Origin of the sequence: Salinisphaera sp. RV14, from assembly GCF_052044135.1 — a bacterium.
Lineage (GTDB): Bacteria > Pseudomonadota > Gammaproteobacteria > Nevskiales > Salinisphaeraceae > Salinisphaera.
In genome coordinates this window covers 493,254-512,284 of record NZ_JBQDYF010000001.1, presented here as the reverse complement: position 1 = coordinate 512,284, position 19,031 = coordinate 493,254, and the positions used below count along the sequence as shown (strand labels likewise).

Sequence of the window (19,031 nt, the reverse complement as noted above, 5' to 3'; positions counted from 1 at the left end):
AGCCCGCCACGCGGACTCCGGCCCGGCCAGCGCGAAGCTGGCGCTTTAGCAGTCGATCAACTGCCCAGTTTCTTCTTCACCGCGGCCAGCGCGTCGCCCGAGCCGTCGGCGGTCTTCACGCCGTCCAGCCACTGGGCGACCGTATCCATATGGCCCTTGATCCAGTTGTCGGCCACTTTCTTCGCCGACTGGTGCTTGTAGCCATACTCGTAAATCCACTGACTCTGGATTTTGGACGGCACCACCATTTGCTTGAGGAAGCGGGTGACATTCGGGTTGCTCTTTTCGAACGCCGGATTGATGGCGGTGTAGACCGACGAACCGCCGCCCCAGATTTTCTTTGGATCCTTGAGATAGTGGAGGTCGTATTTGATGTTCATCCAGTGCGGCTTCCAGCCGAGGAACACGATCCACTGTTTCTTCCGGATCTTGCGGCCGGCCTCGGTCAGCATGACCGCGGTGGACGACGGACGCAGATTCCAGCTGCCCAGGTTGTAGGTGTTGTTCTTGATCGCGGCCTTGACGATTTCATTGCCGTCGTTGCCGGCCTCGATGCCGTAGATGCGATGGTGGAACTTGGCGGCATGCTTGTTCAGGTCGGCGATGCTGTGCACGCCGGCGTTCCAGACGTAGCTCGGTACCACCAGATCATATTTCGCGTCCGGCACATTCTTGACCAGGAGGTTGATCTTGCCGGACTTCACCATCGGCTCGACGGTCGACTTCTGGGTGGGCATCCAGATGCCCAGATCGGCATCCACGTCGCCGCGCGCCACCCCCTGAAGATCGATGGTCCAGCTGGCGTTGGTGAGGTTGGTCTTGTAGCCCATCGCTTCCAGAAGCTGGCGGGCGACCGTGGTCTTCACGGTCACCCCCGGCCACGGCGCGGCACCGAACTTGACCGTTTCCGCCTGGGCAGTGGCGACGATGCCGGTGGCCGCCACCAGTACGATGGCCGCTGCGCTCAGCCGCGCGGCCCACGATTGAAACCGTTTCATTTGAATCCCTCATTAAAACCGAATCATGCGGCACGTCGATACCCGTTTCGGCCGGCACGATCCTCGCATGATAACACTCGGTCCGCGGTCACCCGCCGAAACGGCGCCCAAGGAGCAGCCGTCCGGCCAGCGCAACGACGGCCGCGCTCAAGCCGTTGCCGAGACCCAGTGGCAGGGCGTGATCACCGACGCCAGCGTAACAATCCAGGGGGCCAGTGCGCCCACATCGCCGGCGTGCGCGCGGCGACTTGCCGCAGCGAGCGGCTACCAACGCGACCACACCGGTGCCAGCACCAATACCAGCGTAATCACGGCCAGCAGTATCGTGCCGCAGGCAAGCAGCCCGAGCGACACCCAGTCGGCCAGCGGCTCCGGCAGCGGCCGGCGCTCCAGGGTCTTGCGCCGTTGCCGCGAGGTAAACAGCGCGAACATGAGCAGGCCGACCGCCAGAGCCGCCGCGGTCAGGTGCAACCACAACGGCGCCGACATGTCATGCCGGAACAACAGCAATACACCGTTGACCGCGAAGGCCAGCGAAGTGCGCGCCCAGGCGAGATCGGTACGCTCGGCCTGGAGCCCCGGCCGGCCGGGTATCAGACGCTCAGGCACCGGTTTTCACGCCGTAGATGAGCACCAACAGCATGATGATCAAACCGACCACGATCACGCCCAGCGCCAGCAGCCAGGGCATCAGCGTGGAGGGCAGCGGCGCATCGATGCGCATGGCGCGCTGCGAAGCCCGCCAGCGCAGCGCGCTGCCGGCCACCACCGCCATGCTGACGATGGCGAGCAACGCCGCGATTGCCTGGCGGCCTTCGGGTATGCCGAGGTCGGGGACCAGTTGCACGATCGCGACCGAACCCGCCAACAGCGCCAGCGCGGTACGAATCCAGGCCAGAAACGTGCGTTCGTTGGCCAGGGTGAAGCGATAGTCCGGCTCGTGCTCCTCGGGGCAGGCATTAGAAGATTGTTCGTTTGGCTCGCTCATCGGTCGTCAGTATCGGGGTTGTCGGGATCAAAAAACAGGGCACGGCGGGCACGGCGCGTGCGACGCCCGCGCTCATGCACGCCGGGCGAACGCTTGACGCGCCGCGCCGGCCAAATCGGCCAGGGCCGCGGCCGTGGACTGCGCGCGGGCCGACCAGAATTTGCCCACCACGCCGAGCGCTTCGATTTCGTCGGCCCGCGCGCCGGCCTGGCGATACGCTTCGACGCTCAACCAATCGAGCGCGGCCGGCGCGTCCTGGGTCACGAGCTGGCGCAAGGCGAAGGCGCGGCTGTTCTGGATCAGGCCGGCTTCGAGCGCGATCACGGCACGGGTGAGATCGGCCTTGGAGAGCACGATGCCGCTGGCGGCGGGCACCAGCAGTGCGCGCACGGCCGCGTCCACCGACTCGGCACCAGCCAGATCGGGTGGCGCCGGGGCTGCACGAAGCGACAGCGGCAAAACCGTCGGCGGCGCGACCGCATCGGCCTCTGCAAGCAGTACCTCGCGCGCCAGCCCGGCCCAGCCGTCGTAAGGTGCCGGCGCGCTGCGGCCGAGCGCGTCGAGATACGGCATCGTCCAGGACAGCAGATGCTCCCAGAGCAGCGCGGTGCGCGCATGCCCGGCCCGCGCATCGGTCGTCGCACGCTCGACCAGCTCGGCGTAGTCGGCCAGCAGCGTCGACAACACATCCGGCGCCGCCTCGTCGACCGCGGCCCCCAGCAGACGCCGGAAATCGGCGACCCGGGCGGCCGCCGCGCCACCGATCTGGCCGCCCTCGCCCAGAATCGTCGAAGCGAACGGCGGACATTGCTCGATAAAAGCCCCGGTATGCGCGATGCGCCAGTCGTCGGCATGGGGCAACGGCGGCAAGCCCAGCGCACGGGCATAGTCGTCATGGGGTGACGACGGCGACTCGGCCACAGCGGCCAGCAGTCGCAGCAGGTCGGCCGAAGCGCTCGTGCTCACGCCGTGCGCTCCGGCAGCTGACAGGCGTCGGCGGTCGGCTTGAGGGGGCGCAGCAGCCAGCCCGGGCGACGTGTGCCGTCGGGCGAGACCTTGTCCGCCGGGCGCGTCATGGCCAGCCACTCGCGATAGACGGCGTCGGATTTCTCCAGATCGACATGGATCTGGCCCGGCACGTCGCCGGGCTCGGCCGGGCGCACGCGCACCGCCTGGTGCCAACAGTGCTGGCCCGAAATCGGGTCTGGATGCACGCCAAAGGTGAGGTTCTGATGCACGCCCACCGCCGTCCACCACACGCGCCTGGCGTCAGGGCCGGACTGGGGGGCCAGCGGCTGCTTGTTCTCGACCGGCCTGAGCGACCAGCCCCGGCCGTCGTGCGCCAGCGTGGTTTCCATCGTGCGCTGGTGGTGATCGCTCGTGCCGGTGAACTGCCAGCGGCCCATGTGGTGGCTACAGGCGACCACGCCGGGGCGAATGCCCTGGGTGACCCAGGCTTCGGCGACGAAGAAGCCGAGTTCGGTTTCCACGCGAATACGCTGGCCGTCGGCAATGCCGAGCCGGTCCGCGTCGCGCGGATGAATCCAGACCGGGTTGTTGTGGGCCAGCTCGCTGAGCCATTTCGCGTTGGCGCCGCGCGTATGGATCTGGGTCGGCAGGCGAAAGGTCGGAATCAGCGGCATCTGGTCGGCGGCGAGTTTGTCGCGGTGGATATGGCTTTTGATATAGGTCGGCAGCGCGGCTTCCGGCCAGCCCCATTGCGCCAGCGTCGAGGAATAGAACTCCAGCCGCCCGCTCGGCGTGGGAAAACCGGCGCGGACTGTGCCGTCGATCGCCACGCCCGCCGGACGGCGGCCCTCGGCGTCCGGCGCCGGGTCGGGCGTGGGCGCGCCGTTGACCCGGGGCGGGGCTGGCGCACGGGTATAGACGCGGCCGTGCGGGTCGATGTGTTCGTCCTCCAGCTCGGTGTCCGGCACCGGATTTTCGTACAGGGCCTCGCCCACCGCGCCAATCGAGACGTTGCCGTAGCGGCGCATGTAGGCCAGCGGCGTCAGGCCCTCGGCCTCGGCTTTTGCCGGCAGACCCGGGATCGAATGCTCGAAGATCCAGCCGTAGTACTCGTCCAGCGAGATGCGCTCGCCGGGGCTTTTCATCGACTCGACGTGGCCCCGGATGCCGAGTGATCCATCCGGGTCGATCCGCCAGGTCAGCTCCAGCCAGAATTCGTTTTCCTCCCACACCTCGCCGGGATTGACCTGACGCGTGTCGGTGATGGTTTCACCGAGGCGCTCGCGGGCCGCCCGCGCCACCGGCTGGCGGAAGGTGACCCAGTTTTCGTTATGGGTCTCGGTCGAGACGAGATCGTGGCGCTCCGAGGCATGACCCATCGGCAGCACGAAGTCCGCGAAGTAGGCGGTTTCGTTCCAGGTCGGGGTGAGCGCGGCATGCAGGCCGATCCGCGATTCGTCCGACAGCATCTCGACCCAGTCGAAGCCGCCGGGATTGGTCCAGACCGGGTTGTAGACGCGGGTGAAGTAGGTATCGATGGTGCCGCGGCCTTCCTTGAGGAAATGCGGCAGCAGGAACGACATCTCGTTCATGCCGAGCGGGTATTCGAGCGGGAAGGTCAGGTCGTTCCAGTGCGCCGGATGGCCGGCGCTGACCGGGCGCTTGCCGACGAACTTGGTCCAGCCGCTGGGATAGGTCGACCCTTCCACACCGATCGCCCCCAGCAGGGCATTGAGCAGGAACATCGTGCGCGAGACCTGCCAGCCGCCAAGATTGCCGGCCGCCGCCGAGCGCCAGTTCTGGCTACAGAATCGGGTGCCCGCCCCGGCGATGGTCTCGGCCATGGCCTCGATCTGTGCCTCCGACACCTGCGATTCGGCCGCCGCGTATTCGAAGGTGTAGTCGGCATAGAGCGCGCCGAGCACTTTTTCGAAGGCCTCGAAGGTGGCCGGCGCGGCCGGGTGCTCGGCGCTCATGTATTCGTGCCAGTTCCACCAGCGGCGCACAAACTCGCGGTTATAGCGCCGGGTCTCGATCAGATGCCGCGCCACGGCGAGGAAGATCGCGGGTTCGCTGCCCGGATACGGCGCGATCCAGTGGTCGGCATGGGTGGAGGTGTTGGACATACGCACATCCACCACAATCAGCCGCGCGCCGCGCTTCTTGGCTTCCATGATGCGCTGGGCGTGCGGATTGAAGTAGTGCCCGGCTTCCAGATGCGCGCTGGTCAGCAGGATTACATCCGCGTTGGCGAAATCGTTGCTCGGCCGGTCGTAGCCCATCCAGTACTGAATACCGGCCCGCCCGCTGGACGAGCAGATGTTGGTATGCGAGTTGTGCCCGTCCACGCCCCAGGCTTTGAGAATGTCCTCGGTGAAGCCGTCCTCGCCGGGCCGGCCGACGTGATACATGATCTCGCGGTGGCGTTTTTCGACGATGGCGCGACGGATACGCCCGGCCAGCGTATCCAGCACCTCGTCCCAACTCACGCGCGCCCATTTGCCCTCGCCCCGTGCGCCGGCGCGCTTGAGCGGATACAGAATGCGATCCGGGTCGGTGACCTGGTTGATGGTGGCCGGGCCCTTGGCGCAGTTGCGACCGCGGGAACCGGCATGTTCGGGATTCCCCTCGAACTTGCGCACTTCCAGGCTTTCGCGGTCCACATAGGCGAGCAGGCCGCAGGCCGATTCGCAGTTGAAGCAGGTGGTCGGCACCAGCATGTAGTGTTTTTCCTGCCGCTTGCCGGTACCCGGCACCGGCTCGAGCGCGATCCAGTCGTCCCAGTGTTCCCTGGGCGGAAAGCTCGCGAGGTTGATACGGCTGGCGCCGGGGTAGAACGTCTTGCCCTGCGCCTCGGTCTCGCTTTTGAATGCCGAGACCCGAGCGTTGAGTGCCGCGATCCAGTTCGTGGGTTTCATGGCCGATCCTCCAGGCGCCGGCACGCCGCGATGCGCGGGCCGTGCGTCAAACCAATCCGTCCGCGGATCGACACAGATTCACGCAGATCGGAGCGACAATTCTCGGGTAGCGACGAACCACGGCGTAGATCATCACGACCGAAACAATTGTCAGCCACGCGGAATGAAAAACATCGCATTGTTTTATCTGCGTTCATCTGTATGCATCTGCGGATGAAAATGCCTTCTGCATCGGAATCCCGCTGCTTGTAGCGCCGACTCGGGCGTAGAGGACCACGAGTCCGCGCTCGTCGTTGTTTTATACCTGCATGGATCGGCGTCGATCTGCGGACAAAGAGTCTTTGCGAACGCATCTCGTATCCCTCAGGCCAGCGGTACGGCCTGGCCGCCCTGCACGAAGGCATGCTCATAGGCCAGTGGGCCGAGGAAAGCGAACAGACACACCCAGACGCCGAGCCAGGGGGCGAGCAGGCCGATTGCAGACAGCGCCACGCCGACCGCGAAAAACGTCCGGAAGCGGCCACGCGTCATTTCGTAATGGGCGATGCCGGCATGCTCGCTGGGGCTGGGCGCAGTGAACTCGGCGCCCACGAAGACCAGATGCAGTAACGTCGCCGCGCCGGTCATCCAGAGCACGAACTGGGTGGTCTCGGGCGCGAAGATCATGGCGAACGGCACCACGACCGCCGAGCCGGCGGCCATCGCCTGGGTGAGCAGGTGCGGGGCCAGCAGCGGGTTCTGCCAAAGATCGCGGGCCTTCGCCTGACCGAACAGGAAGGCGGTATAGATCGAACTGAGCACCGCCAGGATCGCGCCCGGCGCCATCAGCCACACCGATACCCAGGTCGCGCCGAAGATGCTGGAGATGAAATGCACCAGCAGCAGCGCGCTGTAGGCGACCAGGATCGCGCCGCCCTTGACCAGCCAACTCTCCCATCGGCCTCGCCAGAAGATCATCCAGAACCGGAACGGATGCGACAGATCGGCCACCAGCAGCAGGCACGTCACGGCCACGAAGAAACCGCAGCCGACGGGTGCGACCCAGCGCCACAGCGGATTGCCCGCATCCATGAAGCCGGTCGCGACCAGCAGCCAGGCCATCAGATACATGCCGCTGCCGATGTTCTTGGTCCAGGTATAGGCCGAAACGCGCCAGTCCCAGGGGCTGCGGTGGGTCTGGTCGTAGGACAGCTTGGTGGCCGCCGAGGAATTGCCGCCGAGCGGATTGCCGGACGGCACGATGTTGTCGGCAAAGCCGCCGCTGCCTTTGGCCTGCTGGGCCCAGGCGAACTGCCCGCCGGCCGGGCGCGTGGCGGCCAGCGGATCGAGCGTGGCCTGGTGGGCGCCCTTGTAGAACAGCTTCGGGCGAGTGCTCTTTTCCGGCTTGCGTACCATCACCGGCTCCCGGTTGACCGCCTGGGCCACGCGCGAGTCCGGGTCGTTGAGGTCGCCGACGAAGATCGACTGGGTCGGGCAGACCGTCACACAGGCCGGCTCCAGGCCGGAATCAATCCGGTGCGAGCAGAAATTGCACTTCTCGGCCGAATGATCCTCGGGGTTGATGAAGATCGCGTCGTACGGGCAAGCCGCGATACAGGCCTTGCAGCCGATGCAGATGTCCTTGTTGAAGTCGACGATGCCGTCGGCGCGCTTGTACATCGCCCCGGTCGGGCAGGCCGTGGCGCACGGCGCATCCATGCATTGATTGCAACGCGTGACCTGAAAGGCACGACGCGAATCCGGAAACGCGCCGACATCGACGGATTTTACGTACGTCCGCGATACGCCGACCGGCACATCGTTTTCCGACTTGCACGCCGTAGTGCAGGCATGACAGCCGATGCAGGTGGTCTGATCGATGACCTTGGCCCAACGTGGAAGTGCGGGCTCGTGGGGCCGGGCGACATCCGACATGGCAGCTCCCGTTATTCTTCTTGGCTATTTTGTTATATCCCAAACTCCAAGCTACCGCACCCGGGCTCTGCCTTGTATTGCTTATTAATGAACGCATCCATGCCTTTAAGGCATAGCGATATCCTCGCTATGCGGGCCGCGCCTTCGCCGGCTCAGTCCGCCGACATCGCGGCGGTGATGAACGCCCTGGCCGCCGGCGGCAGATAAGCGCCGCGTCGCGTGACCAGCCTCAGCTCCCGGGTGATCTGCAATGCATCCGAGCCGAACACCACCAGCACGCCGCGTGCGAGTTCATCGACGATGGCGATACGAGGCAACCAGGCCACCCCGCCGCCATGAATCGCGGCCTGCTTGAGCGCTTCCGTATTGCTGAATTCCATGACCGAGGCGCCGGCCATGGGCGTGGTGGCGATTCGGCTCTCGATGAGTTCACGCGTGCCGGATCCGGGTTCGCGCAGCAGCAGCGGCAATGTGCTGCGGTCGTCGGTCTCGCGCGCCAGACCTGCCGAGAGTACCGGCACGATCACATCGGTGCGAAAGGTCGTGGCCGTCAGCCCGCCCACATGCAAGGGGCCTTCAATGAAACCGATCAGGTAACGCATGTCGGCCACGCCCTCGGCGACGTGGCGGGTGTTGTCGACGTGCAATGCAATGTCGATCGCCGGCTGCGCGCGACCGAAGGCCGCGAGTATCGCCGGCAGCACATACGTTCCTACCGTATTGCTGGCGCCGATCGCAAACCGGCCGGCCCGTGCGCCCGCCGCGGCGTCCATGGCGGCACGGGCTTCGGCTTCGAGCGCAAACAGGCGCGCGGCGTAGTCGGCGAGCAAACGCCCCGGCTCGGTGAGCCGCATGCCGCGCGGATGGCGATCAAACAACCGGACCCCGAGGCGCTGCTCGAAGGCGCGCAGTTCACGCGACAAGGCGGGCTGCGTGACGTGCATCACGCCACTGGCGCGCGACAAGCTGCCGGTACGCGCTACGGCATGGAAAATCGCAAGATGATGCAGGTTCATCATCGGGCGGCCTCCCGGCGAAGCGAGCGCCTGTGGCGAATTCGTTGGCCGATGTGCGGCATCAATTCGTTATATTAACGGCAAACTCATCGACCGCGGTACGAGGGCGTAACGGCGCGATCGAAACAGACAGGCCGGCAGTACCGCGGCGCGTCCGCATCCTGCCGGCGGTCGACCACGGCGGTGGCCGCGGTCACCGCCCGAGCACGACGACCGGTCGAATGTCTCTTTCATCAGCCGCAACATGCTGTACTGACTGAAAAAACCACGAGCCAACCCAAACGCGTCAGGGTTCATGGAATGGACGCATGACGCAATCTGGTGCAACATGGCGCGCGCTACGCATCCGACTATCGTCTTAATTGCGTACGACGTTACTGCAAGAGACGTGTGCCGCACTATGGCACGCACTCGAATTGCTGCGTCTGCGGTGTAGTTCGTGCCGTATTCTGGTGAGAACGGATACGCCCGCTTCGCCCGGTCGTCGCCCATCCAGTGGAACTGATCGCTCATGAAAACAGTGAATTGCCGCCACGCGTTGAAGGCTTTCCTTCTCCTGCTGATGCTGTTGCCCCTTGCCGGTTGCAGTTCCGATGACTGGCTCTGGATCCTGAACCCGAACGGTCCGCTGGCCCAGTCTTCCGTCTATTACCTGATCGTCGACATCCTGTTGCTGGCCGTGGTGATCATACCGGCGACTGCACTGGTGATATGGGCATTCTTCCGCTATCGGCAAGGGGGCAGTGGCCGCTACGATCCGACCTTCAATCATTCCTGGCTGGTCGAAATCGTGGTCTGGGGCGTACCGCTGATGCTGGTGGGCGTGATGTCCTACTTCAGCTACCAGGGCATTCGCGCGGTCGGGCCATACGAACCCCGGTCGGTGCAGCGTGCCGTCGCCGCCTCCGGCAATCATCAGAAGCCACTGAAGATCGACGTGATCACTACCGACTGGCAGTGGTTGTTCGTCTACCCTGACCAGGGTATCGCGGTCGCGAATCGGCTGGTCGTACCGACCAAGCGCAAAGTGGAGATGCGGCTGACATCCGCCAGCGTGACCAACGACTTCTACGTGCTCAAGGTCATCAACCAGATCTACGTCATGCCGGGCATGCGCACCAGGCATAACTTCTATCTCGATCGCACCGGCGACTACCGCGGGTTCTCGACCGAGTTCAGCGGCCCCGGCTTCTCCTGGATGAACTACAAGATGAAGGCGGTCACCCCGCAGGCCTTTGATCAATGGATCGCCAAGGCCCAGGCCTCCTCGCACCAGATGACGTGGTCGAAATTCAAGCAGTTCGCCCAACCCACGGTGAATACCGGCAACAGTTGGCAGCTGTACGGGCAGGTCGCCCCGCATCTGTTCAACAAGGTGATCGCGAAGGTCAAGTCCGGCGAACTCAAGACCGTCAAGCCCATCTTCATGACCGAGGATATGCAAGGCGAGGAATTCAAGGCGCATGCCACCGGCACACCGAACCGAGGCAATAACTGATGTTTGTTGATCTACAAGGGCCGTGGAACTGGTTCTGGGGCCGTCTGCCGCTGCTGTTGCAGCTGCATTACAACAACCCGGTCATCGGCTTTGCATTCGTGCTGGCGATGGGCGGGGGCCTGGCCGTGGTCGCCGCCCTGACCTACTTCAAGCTCTGGGGCTGGTTGTGGCGTGAATGGCTGACCACCGTCGATCACAAGAAGATCGGCGTGATGTACATCGTGGTCGGCCTGATCATGCTGTTCCGCGGCTTTTTCGACGCCCTGATGATCCGTACCCAGCAAGCGGCCGCCGTAGGCGCCAATTCGCCCGGGATTCTGGGTGCGGCGCACGGCTATCTCACGCCGTATCACATGGACCAGGTGTTCACGGCGCACGGCACGATCATGATCATCCTGGCCGCCACGCCACTGCTGGTCGGGTTCATGAACCTGATCATGCCGATCCAGATCGGCGCCCGCGACATGGCTTATCCGTTTCTCAACGCGATCGGCCTGTGGATGACCAACGTCGCGGCGATCCTGGTGATGGCCTCGCTGTTCATCGGCGATTTCTCGCACGCCGGCTGGGTGGGCCTGACGCCCCTGACCCAGCTCGCGCACAGTCCAAGCGTCGGCGTGGACTACTGGATATGGGTGATCCAGATCAGTTCGATCGGCACCACGGTGGGTGCCGTCAACCTGATTGCCACCATTCTCAAGATGCGCGCGCCCGGCATGACGCTGATGCGCATGCCGATGTTCACCTGGACCACGCTCGGCACCAACATCATCGCCCTCACCTCGTTCCCGGTGCTGACCGTGGCGCTGCTGCTGCTCACCCTCGATCGTTATGTGGGCACGCACTTCTTCACCGCCGACGGCGGTGGCAACTTCATGATGTACACCAACCTGTTCTGGATCTGGGGCCACCCGGAGGTGTATTTCGTCGTGCTGCCGGCCTTCGGCTTCCTGTCGGAAATCGTACCGGCGTTCTCGGAGAAACCCCTGTTCAACCACAACGCCATGATCGTCGCGACCATGGGTATCGCTGGCGTGTCGTGGGCGGTGTGGCTGCACCATTTCTTCATCATGGGCCAGGGTCCGGAGGTCAACACCTTCTTCAGTATCGCCACCATGCTGGTGGGCATCCCGACCGGGGTGAAGGTGTTCAACTGGGTGTTCACGATGGTGAAGGGGCGTGTTCGCCTGGAAACGCCCATGCTGTGGGCGCTGGGCGCGATCCTGCTGCTGATCGGCGGCGGCGCCACCGGCATGATGCTGGCGATTCCGGCGATCAACTACGTCTCGCACAACAGCGTGTTCGTGGTGGCGCATTTCCACAACATGTTCCTGATCATCGTCTTTGCCCTGTTCGGCGCGGTCGCGTTCTGGTGGCCGAAGGTTTTCGGCTTCCGCCTGGACGAGCGGCTTGGCAAGATCTTCTTCTGGCTGTTCTGGGCCGGCTCGGTATTCGTGTTCGTGCCGATGTACGCACTGGGCTTTCTCGGCATGACCCGTCGCCTGGACTACATCGCCCATCCGGGCTGGTGGCCGCTGCTGCTGCTGGAAGTGCTGGGCATCGGCCTGTATGTGGCCTCGATCTTCGCCTTCCTGCTGCAGATCGTGGTCTCGATCCGCGATCGCAAGAAGAACGCCGTGACCGGCACCGATGCCTGGGAGACCGCACGCAGCCTGGAATGGGCCACGCACTGCCCGCCGCCGTTCTACAACTTCGCGGCGACACCGGTGGTGCACTCGATCGACGAATGGGCGTGGCGACGCGACCGTGGCCTGACGTCGCTTGAGCCGCCCTATTACGCCGACATCCACATGCCGAAAAACACCATGGTGCCGATCGTGCTGGCCTTCTTTACCGGTGTGTTCGGGTTCGCCGCGGTATGGCGCGTCTGGTGGCTGGCCGGCTTCGCCCTGCTGGGCGTGATCGCCACGCTGATCTTCCGCATGTTCCAGAAGGACATCGACTACACCGTGCCCGCGGCCGAAGTCGAGCGTATCGAAAAAGCCTTTCTGGAACGGGAGCATGATCGCGAGCAGGCGTCGACCCACCAGAGCGGCGGGCAGGAATCACCCGTGACGCAGCACTGATCGCGCAACCGGAGACAATCGTTATGTCACAACACGACAACAACCGATACCGCGATCGCGATTCGATCACGCTCTGGGCACCGGACGCCGGCCACCCGGACACGATCGCCCTGCGCTCGATCGGGTTCTGGCTCTACATGATGAGCGACGCCATGATCTTCGCCGGGCTGTTCGCGGCGCATGGCGTGTACCTGCATGCCTATGGCAGCAGCAACATTACCGCGGGCCAGGTGATCGATCCGGTCGAAGGCCTGCTGCCCACGCTGTTTCTGTTTGCCAGCGTACTGATGTTCGGCCTGGCCAGCGTGTCGCTCAAGAACGACGACCGAGCCGGTGTCACGCGCTGGATGGGCGCGTCGCTGGGGCTGGGTGTGCTGTTCATCCTGGTGGAGGTGTGGGAGTTCGCCAATCTGGTCGGCGAAGGCGCCGTGCCGCAGGCCAGTGCGTTCCTGTCGGATTTCTGGACCATCGTCTGGGTGCACGGCGGCCACGTGCTGGTCGGCCTGATCTGGATGGCGGCACTGATGATCCAGCTGTCGCGCGAAGGCTTCACTGAAGCAACGGTCGGTCGCTTCGTGAACCTGCGCATCTTCTGGTTCTTCCAGGCCCTGATCTGGGTCTGCGTCTATACCTACGTCTATCTCATGGGAGCGAGCTGATGGCACATGATCATCACAACCCGCTGACTCACCCGGAAGTCCGCGGCGCGAGCAGCGCCACGTACATCGCGGCCTTCGTACTGGGCACCGTGGCCATGGGCATTGCCTGCCTGGTTACGGTCGGGTTCGATATGTCGCAGACGGATACCGTGACCTGGATCACGGTACTCGCCGTGATCGCCGGCCTGGGGCAGCTCTTCCTGCTGTTCAAGCTGGATCTGTCCCCGACCATGATCTGGCACACGTTGTCGCTGGCGCTGACCGTGCCGCTGTTCTTCATGGCCATCGGCCTGACGATCTGGATGTTCCATTATCTGACACTGCGTACGATGCTCGGCGGCTGAACAGCATCGTCCAGCTATCCGCCCACGAAAAAAGCCCCGCGATCGCGGGGCTTTTTTTTGCCGCCGACTCTCGACCGGACCGGTCAGCCGGGCCGGGCCGCCTTGAGCTCGCGCCGGCGCGCGTGCAACACCGGTTCGGTATAGCCCGATGGCTGCGCCGCCCCCTTGAACACCAGATCGCAGGCCGCCTGGAAGGCGATCGAGGCATCGAAGTCCGCCGACATCGGCCTGTAGTTCGGGTCGCCCTCGTTCTGGCGATCGACAACCTTGGCCATGCGCATCAGGGTCTCGCGCACGTCGTTTTCATTGGTGATGCCGTGGTGCAGCCAGTTCGCGATATGCTGCGACGAGATGCGACAGGTCGCCCGGTCCTCCATCAGCGCCGTATCGGTGATGTTCGGCACCTTCGAGCAGCCCACGCCCTGGTCGACCCAGCGCACGACATAGCCGAGGATGCCCTGGCAGTTGTTGTCCAGCTCCTTGGCGATCTCGTCGGCCGACAGCTCGCGATCGAGCAGCGGAATGGTCAGCAGATCCTCGAGATAATCGCGGTGGCGCGATTGCAGCTCGCTCTGGCGCGCCAGCACGTCACAGCGGTGGTAGTGGATGGCGTGCAGCGTGGCGGCGGTCGGCGACGGCACCCAGGCACAGTTGGCGCCAGCCTCGGGATGGCCGATCTTGGCTTCCATCATGGCGGCCATATTGTCCGGCGCCGGCCACATCCCCTTGCCGATCTGGGCGCGGCCGCGCAGGCCGCAGGCCAGGCCGGTATCAACGTTGTTGTCTTCGTAGGCAGTGAGCCAGGCGGTGGATTTCATCTCGCCTTTGGGCAACATGGGCCCGGCTTCCATCGAAGTATGAATCTCGTCGCCGGTGCGATCGAGAAACCCCGTATTGATGAAGATGGTGCGTTCACGCGCCTCGCGGATACATGCCTTGAGGTTGACCGAGGTGCGACGCTCTTCGTCCATGATGCCGATCTTGAGCGTGTTGGGCGCGATGCCGAGCGCCTTCTCGATATGCCCTAGCACGGCGACCGTGAAGTTGACTTCGGCCGGGCCATGCATCTTCGGCTTGACGATATACACCGAGCCGGCCCGGCTGTTGGTGTGCGGGCCATTGCGCTTGAGGTCGTGCAACGCGATGGTGGCGGTGGCGAGCGCATCGAGGAGGCCTTCCGGGATTTCCTTGCCCTCGCTGTCGAGTACCGCCGGTGTGGTCATCAGATGGCCAACGTTGCGGATCAGCATGAGGCTGCGCCCGGGCAGGCTCAGCTCGGCGCCATCGGCCGCGGTATAGACACGATCGTCGGCCAGCTTGCGGGTGAAGGTCTTGCCGCCCTTGTCCACCTCTTCGGTGAGATCGCCCTTCATCAGGCCGAGCCAGTTGCCATAGACCAGCGCCTTGTCCTCGGCGTCGACCGCGGCGACCGAGTCCTCGCAGTCCTGGATGGCCGTCACGGCGGCCTCCATCAGCACATCCTTCACGCCGGCGGCGTGGTCCTTGCCGACCAGGTCGTTGGCATCGATCTGGATCTCGATATGCAGGCCGTTGTGCACCAGCAGGATTGCCGACGGCTGACTGGGCGTGCCCTGATGGCCGACGAACTGATGCGGCTCAGCGAGTTCCACATGGCCGGAGCCGATGTCGACCGCCAGCCGGCCATTGTCGATGCGATAGGCCTGGGCATCGGCATGCGAGCCGCCATCGAGCGCGAAGTGCGCATCCAGAAACTCCGCGGCCTGCGCCACCACCTTGGCGCCGCGCTTCGGGTTGTAGCTCTTGCCCTTCTCGGCGCCTTCGGTCTCGGGAATGATGTCGGCGCCGTACAGCGCGTCGTAGAGACTGCCCCAGCGCGCATTGGCGGCGTTCAACGCAAAGCGCGCGTTGGTGATCGGCACCACCAGCTGCGGACCGGCCACAGTGGCGATCTCGGGATCGACATGGTCGGTCGACACCGAGAAGTCCTCGCCCTCGGGCACGATGTATTCGAGCTCGGTCAGTAGCTGGCGGTATTCGTCCCGGTCGAAGGCGTCGCCGCGATGTTCACGATGCCATTTGTCCAGGGTTTCCTGGATGTCGACGCGATGCTTGAGCAGGGCTGCGTTCTTGGGCCCGAATTCCTCGACCAGGACGGCCAGCTCGGCCCAGAACATGTCGGAGTCGACTCCGGTTCCGGGCAGAGCGATCTCGATCAGATCGTACAAGGGCTTGCCGATCTGCAATCCGGCGCGTTCGATTCGCTGGGTCATACTAAGCCTTTCTCGCTTGTGTGGACGGCGCGGCTGGCCCGCGCTCCGTAAAAATGAGGTGCATTGAGGACAATCGACTATAGCGAAAGCCATAGCCTGAGCAAACCGGTCGGCCCGATCATGCAATACCCTGGGTGCGCGCCTCCAGGCGGCGCAGGAATTCGGCCATGATCTCGCGGTACAGACCCTCGCCGGCCACGGCATCCTCGATGCCGGCATCGATGCTCGGGTTATCGTTGATCTCGATCACGCGCAGCCCGTCGGCGGTCTGCTTGATATCCACGCCGTAGAGCCCGTCGCCGATCAGCCCGGCCGCCGTGATCGCAATCTCGACCACCTCGGGCGGCGCATCGGCCACGGCCAGCGTACGTGAATCGCCCTCGCTGACACCGTCGGCGCCGTTGTAGTCGACCACCTGCCAATGCCCACCGGCCATCATGTACTGGCAGACATACAGCGCCCGGCCGCCCAGCACGCCCACGCGCCAGTCGAACTCCGTGGGCATGAATTCCTGGGCCAGCGCGAGCTCGGAGTCGTCCAGCAGCCGCGCGGCGATTTCGCGCAGTTCGTTGATGTCATCGGCCTTGAACACGCCCTTGGAGAATGCGCCCTCCGGCGCCTTGAGCACCATCGGGAAACCGAGCAGTCCGGGCAGCCGCTCGACCTCCTTGTCGCCGAAGATCGCGGCCCGCGGCGCGGCGACATCATGGCGCGTGAGCAACTCGGCAAGATAAACCTTGTTCGTGCAACGCAAGATCGAAGTGGGGTCATCGATGACGACCAGGCCTTCCTGCTCGGCGCGGCGTGAAAACGCGTAGGTGTGATGATTCAGCCGCGTGGTCTCGCGGATGAACAGCGCATCGAATTCGGCCAGGCGCCCGAGATCGCGCTTGGTGATGCGCTCGACCTCCAGCCCCAGTTCACGCCCGGCCGCGACGAAGCGGGCCAGCGCGGCTTCGTTCGAGGGCGGCTGCGGGTCGTCGCGATCGACCAGCATGGCCACGTCGAAACGGGCCTGCCGGCGCCGATCCGGCTGTTTCCAGCCACGGGCGAGATAGGCGTTCATCGCCTCGGAAAGAAAATCGGCCTCGGTGCCATCGAGCTTGCGAAGCGAGAGTGCGCGCAGCCGGCCCACCCGCATCGCACCGGCGGCCTCGCGCAACTCGAGGTTGATCAATGGCACCGCGAACTGCTCGAACACACGGCGGGCGACTTTCTCCAGCTCCGGATAGCGGCAGCGCCCGAGCACGATATGACAATCGTCGGGCAGCGCCTGCCAGGTACCGGCATCGAGCGCCGACAACGCTTCGTTGATCGCCGGGATTTCGCTGGTGTACAGCAGCTTGCGCGACAGATCCGCCAGGCGCGCCACCGACGGAATAACGCGTTGGCCACGGGCCTCGGCCAGCAGCGAGCAGTAATAACCCAGGCTCTGATAACGTGTGCTGCGGCACAGGTTGATCACGTGCAGACCGGCATCCGCATGGGCCGGGTCGGCGAGATAGTCGTCGGCCAGCACCAGCCGCGCCGCCGGCGGCGCGGCGCGCCAGTCACGCAGGGATTCGACCACAATCACGGGTTCGGCCATTCGGCGCTCCAGTCGATGTTCACGATCGCCGGATTATGGCGAAACCGGGCCGGCGCCCGATAGCAGACGTTTCACCAGACGCACGCCGTCTTCGTATCGGCCCGGGTCGTGCCCGTAGTAATCGGCCAATCGCTGCGTCTCGCTGAAACCGCAGGCCGCGAACAGCGCGCGCGAGGCCCGGTTGGACCACCGCGCCTCGGCACTCAGGCGTGCGCAGCCGGCCGCCCGGGCGCACTGTTCGGCGTCGTCGATCAATCGGCCTGCCAAACCGCGCCCGCGCGCGGCCGGGGCGACCGCGATGGAATAGAGACGGGCCACCCGCGTGCCCCGCCGATAGAGCAATACGGCCGCCGCCACGATTCGGCCGCCCTCGTCCATGACGCGCACGTCGCCGTGGGCGCGACCGATCAGATGCGCCATGCTGCGCCGCGACTGGGCGTCGCATGCGAAACAGGCACGCTCCAGCGCCATCAGCGCATCCAGATCGGGGGCCTCGGCCCGTCGAATCGAATCGTCGCCGCAGTGCGGCACGGCGGTCACGGCACGCGAACCACGATCTTGCCGAACTGCTGATTCGATTCCATGTACCGATGCGCGGCCACGATGTCGTCGAAGTCGAACACCTGATCCACCGTGGGCTTGAGCGTGCCCGCGGCGATGCCGTCGAACACGAACTTTTTGCCGCGTGCAAAGGCGTCGCTGTCGGAGAAGATCTCCAGCACGGTGTAGCCGCGCAGCGTCAACGCCTTGCCGAGTGCGGCGAACAACGGAAACGGCGTGGGTTGGTTGGCCAGCGCGCCATACAGGAACAACGTGCCACCCGGGCTCATGGCCGCGGCCAGATCGTCGACCGTGGCACCGGCCACCGGATCGAACACGATGCGCGCGCCGGCGTTGTCGGTGAGACGCATGGTCTCGCCGGCGATATCCTGCGATTCCGAGACGATCACGTGCGCCGCCCCAGCCTGCTTGAGTTGCTCGACCTTGGCGTTGGTACGCGACATGGCGATGGGCGTGGCGCCGATGTGATTGGCGATCTGGATCGCTGCCAGTCCGACGCTGGAAGACGCCGCCGGAATCAGCACGGCCTCGCCGGCCTGCAACTGGCCGAACTCGACCAACGCGCCGTAGGCGGTCAGATACGCCATCCAGACCGCGGCGGACTGGATCGCATCCAGCCCCGCCGGGCGCGCCGTGAGCGCATACGCGGGCACGATGGTGGACTCGGCGTACATGCTGTAGGCGTTCATGGAAAACGCCGGCGCCACCGCGACCGCGTCGCCTTCGGCGAAATCACTTACCCCGGGGCCGACCGCCTCGACCACGCCCGCGCCTTCATAGCCCATGCCCGCCGGTAGATTCGGCGACTCCAGATAGGCGCCTTCGCGAAACATCACCTCGGCCCGGTTGAGGCCGATCGCCTCGACCTTGATCCGGACCTCACCCTCGCCGGGTTCGCCGACGGTGACGTTCTCGATCTTCAGGACATCGGCGTGGCCGGTTTCGTGAATGCGTACGGCTCGTGTCATCACATGCTCCTGTGCCGGCATCGGCGACCTTCGGTCGCGACCGGCGTTGAATAGAATCCCGCCCAGCTTAGCGTGCCGACGCCAGCGCATGTTATTAACCCGGCACAAAAATAGATGATTTTTCGGGTTAATAGCACGAGCATGCCACCGCATGCTCGCCGCGGCCATTGGCCGCGAAGTCGTTGAAAATAAAAACCGGACAGGCGCCGGCTTTTATTTTTGAAGGCGTTGAAAACAGCGGATGAAGTCAGCTGTTTTGATGCCGGGTCAA

Annotated in this window: 15 protein-coding genes; 4 read left to right on the top strand and 11 right to left on the bottom strand. The window is 64.6% G+C overall.

What is annotated here, in order from left to right; translation table 11 throughout:
* Positions 1–56: 56 nt before the first annotated feature.
* The 7 genes from ACS8Y6_RS02385 to ACS8Y6_RS02355 all read right to left on the bottom strand — a co-directional run bounded on the left by ACS8Y6_RS02385 (position 57) and on the right by ACS8Y6_RS02355 (position 8,803).
* Positions 57–998 carry an ABC transporter substrate-binding protein gene (locus ACS8Y6_RS02385; protein WP_440850159.1) on the bottom strand — a complete coding sequence of 314 codons (942 nt, stop codon included), beginning with the start codon at positions 996–998 and terminating at the stop codon, positions 57–59.
* 264 nt (positions 999–1,262) lie between these two features.
* Entirely contained in the window at positions 1,263–1,607 is a 345-nt protein-coding gene (locus ACS8Y6_RS02380) for a DUF202 domain-containing protein (RefSeq protein WP_440850160.1), read from the bottom strand.
* Positions 1,600–1,986, bottom strand: a complete 387-nt coding sequence (locus tag ACS8Y6_RS02375) for a YidH family protein (RefSeq protein WP_440850161.1) — start codon at positions 1,984–1,986, stop codon at positions 1,600–1,602. Before ACS8Y6_RS02375 ends, ACS8Y6_RS02380 begins: the two co-directional genes overlap by 8 nt.
* A gap of 72 nt (positions 1,987–2,058) precedes the next feature.
* Entirely contained in the window at positions 2,059–2,952 is an 894-nt protein-coding gene (locus tag ACS8Y6_RS02370) for a hypothetical protein (protein ID WP_440850162.1), read from the bottom strand.
* On the bottom strand, positions 2,949–5,873 hold the full coding sequence (locus tag ACS8Y6_RS02365) for a molybdopterin dinucleotide binding domain-containing protein (RefSeq protein ID WP_440850163.1): 2,925 nt from the start codon (positions 5,871–5,873) through the stop codon (positions 2,949–2,951). Before ACS8Y6_RS02365 ends, ACS8Y6_RS02370 begins: the two co-directional genes overlap by 4 nt.
* Positions 5,874–6,236: 363 nt before the next feature.
* Positions 6,237–7,787, bottom strand: coding sequence for a 4Fe-4S dicluster domain-containing protein (locus ACS8Y6_RS02360; protein ID WP_440850164.1), 1,551 nt, complete (start codon positions 7,785–7,787; stop codon positions 6,237–6,239).
* A gap of 152 nt (positions 7,788–7,939) precedes the next feature.
* On the bottom strand, positions 7,940–8,803 hold the full coding sequence (locus tag ACS8Y6_RS02355; RefSeq protein WP_440850165.1) for a LysR family transcriptional regulator: 864 nt from the start codon (positions 8,801–8,803) through the stop codon (positions 7,940–7,942).
* Between the two features lie 511 nt (positions 8,804–9,314).
* Here ACS8Y6_RS02355 and ACS8Y6_RS02350 point away from each other — a divergent pair.
* The 4 genes from ACS8Y6_RS02350 to ACS8Y6_RS02335 are packed head-to-tail and all read left to right on the top strand — an operon-like array spanning position 9,315 to position 13,391.
* Positions 9,315–10,301 carry a ubiquinol oxidase subunit II gene (locus tag ACS8Y6_RS02350; protein ID WP_440850166.1) on the top strand — a complete coding sequence of 329 codons (987 nt, stop codon included), beginning with the start codon at positions 9,315–9,317 and terminating at the stop codon, positions 10,299–10,301.
* Positions 10,301–12,388, top strand: coding sequence for a cbb3-type cytochrome c oxidase subunit I (locus ACS8Y6_RS02345; protein ID WP_440850167.1), 2,088 nt, complete (start codon positions 10,301–10,303; stop codon positions 12,386–12,388). The genes ACS8Y6_RS02350 and ACS8Y6_RS02345 overlap by 1 nt, the downstream gene beginning before the upstream one ends.
* Positions 12,389–12,411: 23 nt before the next feature.
* Positions 12,412–13,047: a cytochrome c oxidase subunit 3 gene (locus ACS8Y6_RS02340; protein WP_440850168.1), complete on the top strand. Its 636-nt coding sequence runs from the start codon at positions 12,412–12,414 to the stop codon at positions 13,045–13,047.
* Complete coding sequence (locus ACS8Y6_RS02335) at positions 13,047–13,391, top strand: hypothetical protein (RefSeq protein WP_440850169.1); 345 nt, start codon at positions 13,047–13,049, stop codon at positions 13,389–13,391. The genes ACS8Y6_RS02340 and ACS8Y6_RS02335 overlap by 1 nt, the downstream gene beginning before the upstream one ends.
* Before the next feature lie 83 nt (positions 13,392–13,474).
* On the opposite strand, the gene ACS8Y6_RS02330 is transcribed toward ACS8Y6_RS02335, so the two are convergent.
* The 4 genes from ACS8Y6_RS02330 to ACS8Y6_RS02315 form a co-directional block, all read right to left on the bottom strand.
* Positions 13,475–15,643 (bottom strand): malate synthase G, encoded by a 2,169-nt coding sequence (locus ACS8Y6_RS02330; RefSeq protein WP_440854900.1) that lies wholly within the window; start codon positions 15,641–15,643, stop codon positions 13,475–13,477.
* A gap of 118 nt (positions 15,644–15,761) precedes the next feature.
* Positions 15,762–17,231 (bottom strand): RimK family protein, encoded by a 1,470-nt coding sequence (locus tag ACS8Y6_RS02325; RefSeq protein ID WP_440850171.1) that lies wholly within the window; start codon positions 17,229–17,231, stop codon positions 15,762–15,764.
* Between the two features lie 33 nt (positions 17,232–17,264).
* Positions 17,265–17,771, bottom strand: coding sequence for a GNAT family N-acetyltransferase (locus ACS8Y6_RS02320; RefSeq protein WP_440854899.1), 507 nt, complete (start codon positions 17,769–17,771; stop codon positions 17,265–17,267).
* On the bottom strand, positions 17,768–18,760 hold the full coding sequence (locus ACS8Y6_RS02315) for a zinc-dependent alcohol dehydrogenase family protein (protein ID WP_440850173.1): 993 nt from the start codon (positions 18,758–18,760) through the stop codon (positions 17,768–17,770). Before ACS8Y6_RS02315 ends, ACS8Y6_RS02320 begins: the two co-directional genes overlap by 4 nt.
* Positions 18,761–19,031: the final 271 nt, after the last annotated feature.

Bases quoted from the DNA above. Each gene is read 5' to 3' on its own strand.
- ACS8Y6_RS02360 (WP_440850164.1), bottom strand. From the start codon at position 7,787: ATGTCGGATGTCGCCCGGCCCCACGAGCCCGCACTTCCACGTTGGGCC.
- ACS8Y6_RS02325 (WP_440850171.1), bottom strand. From the start codon at position 17,231: ATGGCCGAACCCGTGATTGTGGTCGAATCCCTGCGTGACTGGCGCGCC.
- ACS8Y6_RS02355 (WP_440850165.1), bottom strand. From the start codon at position 8,803: ATGAACCTGCATCATCTTGCGATTTTCCATGCCGTAGCGCGTACCGGC.
- ACS8Y6_RS02385 (WP_440850159.1), bottom strand. From the start codon at position 998: ATGAAACGGTTTCAATCGTGGGCCGCGCGGCTGAGCGCAGCGGCCATC.
- ACS8Y6_RS02350 (WP_440850166.1), top strand. From the start codon at position 9,315: ATGAAAACAGTGAATTGCCGCCACGCGTTGAAGGCTTTCCTTCTCCTG.
- ACS8Y6_RS02365 (WP_440850163.1), bottom strand. From the start codon at position 5,873: ATGAAACCCACGAACTGGATCGCGGCACTCAACGCTCGGGTCTCGGCA.
- ACS8Y6_RS02340 (WP_440850168.1), top strand. From the start codon at position 12,412: ATGTCACAACACGACAACAACCGATACCGCGATCGCGATTCGATCACG.
- ACS8Y6_RS02345 (WP_440850167.1), top strand. From the start codon at position 10,301: ATGTTTGTTGATCTACAAGGGCCGTGGAACTGGTTCTGGGGCCGTCTG.
- ACS8Y6_RS02330 (WP_440854900.1), bottom strand. From the start codon at position 15,643: ATGACCCAGCGAATCGAACGCGCCGGATTGCAGATCGGCAAGCCCTTG.
- ACS8Y6_RS02315 (WP_440850173.1), bottom strand. From the start codon at position 18,760: ATGACACGAGCCGTACGCATTCACGAAACCGGCCACGCCGATGTCCTG.
- ACS8Y6_RS02335 (WP_440850169.1), top strand. From the start codon at position 13,047: ATGGCACATGATCATCACAACCCGCTGACTCACCCGGAAGTCCGCGGC.
- ACS8Y6_RS02375 (WP_440850161.1), bottom strand. From the start codon at position 1,986: ATGAGCGAGCCAAACGAACAATCTTCTAATGCCTGCCCCGAGGAGCAC.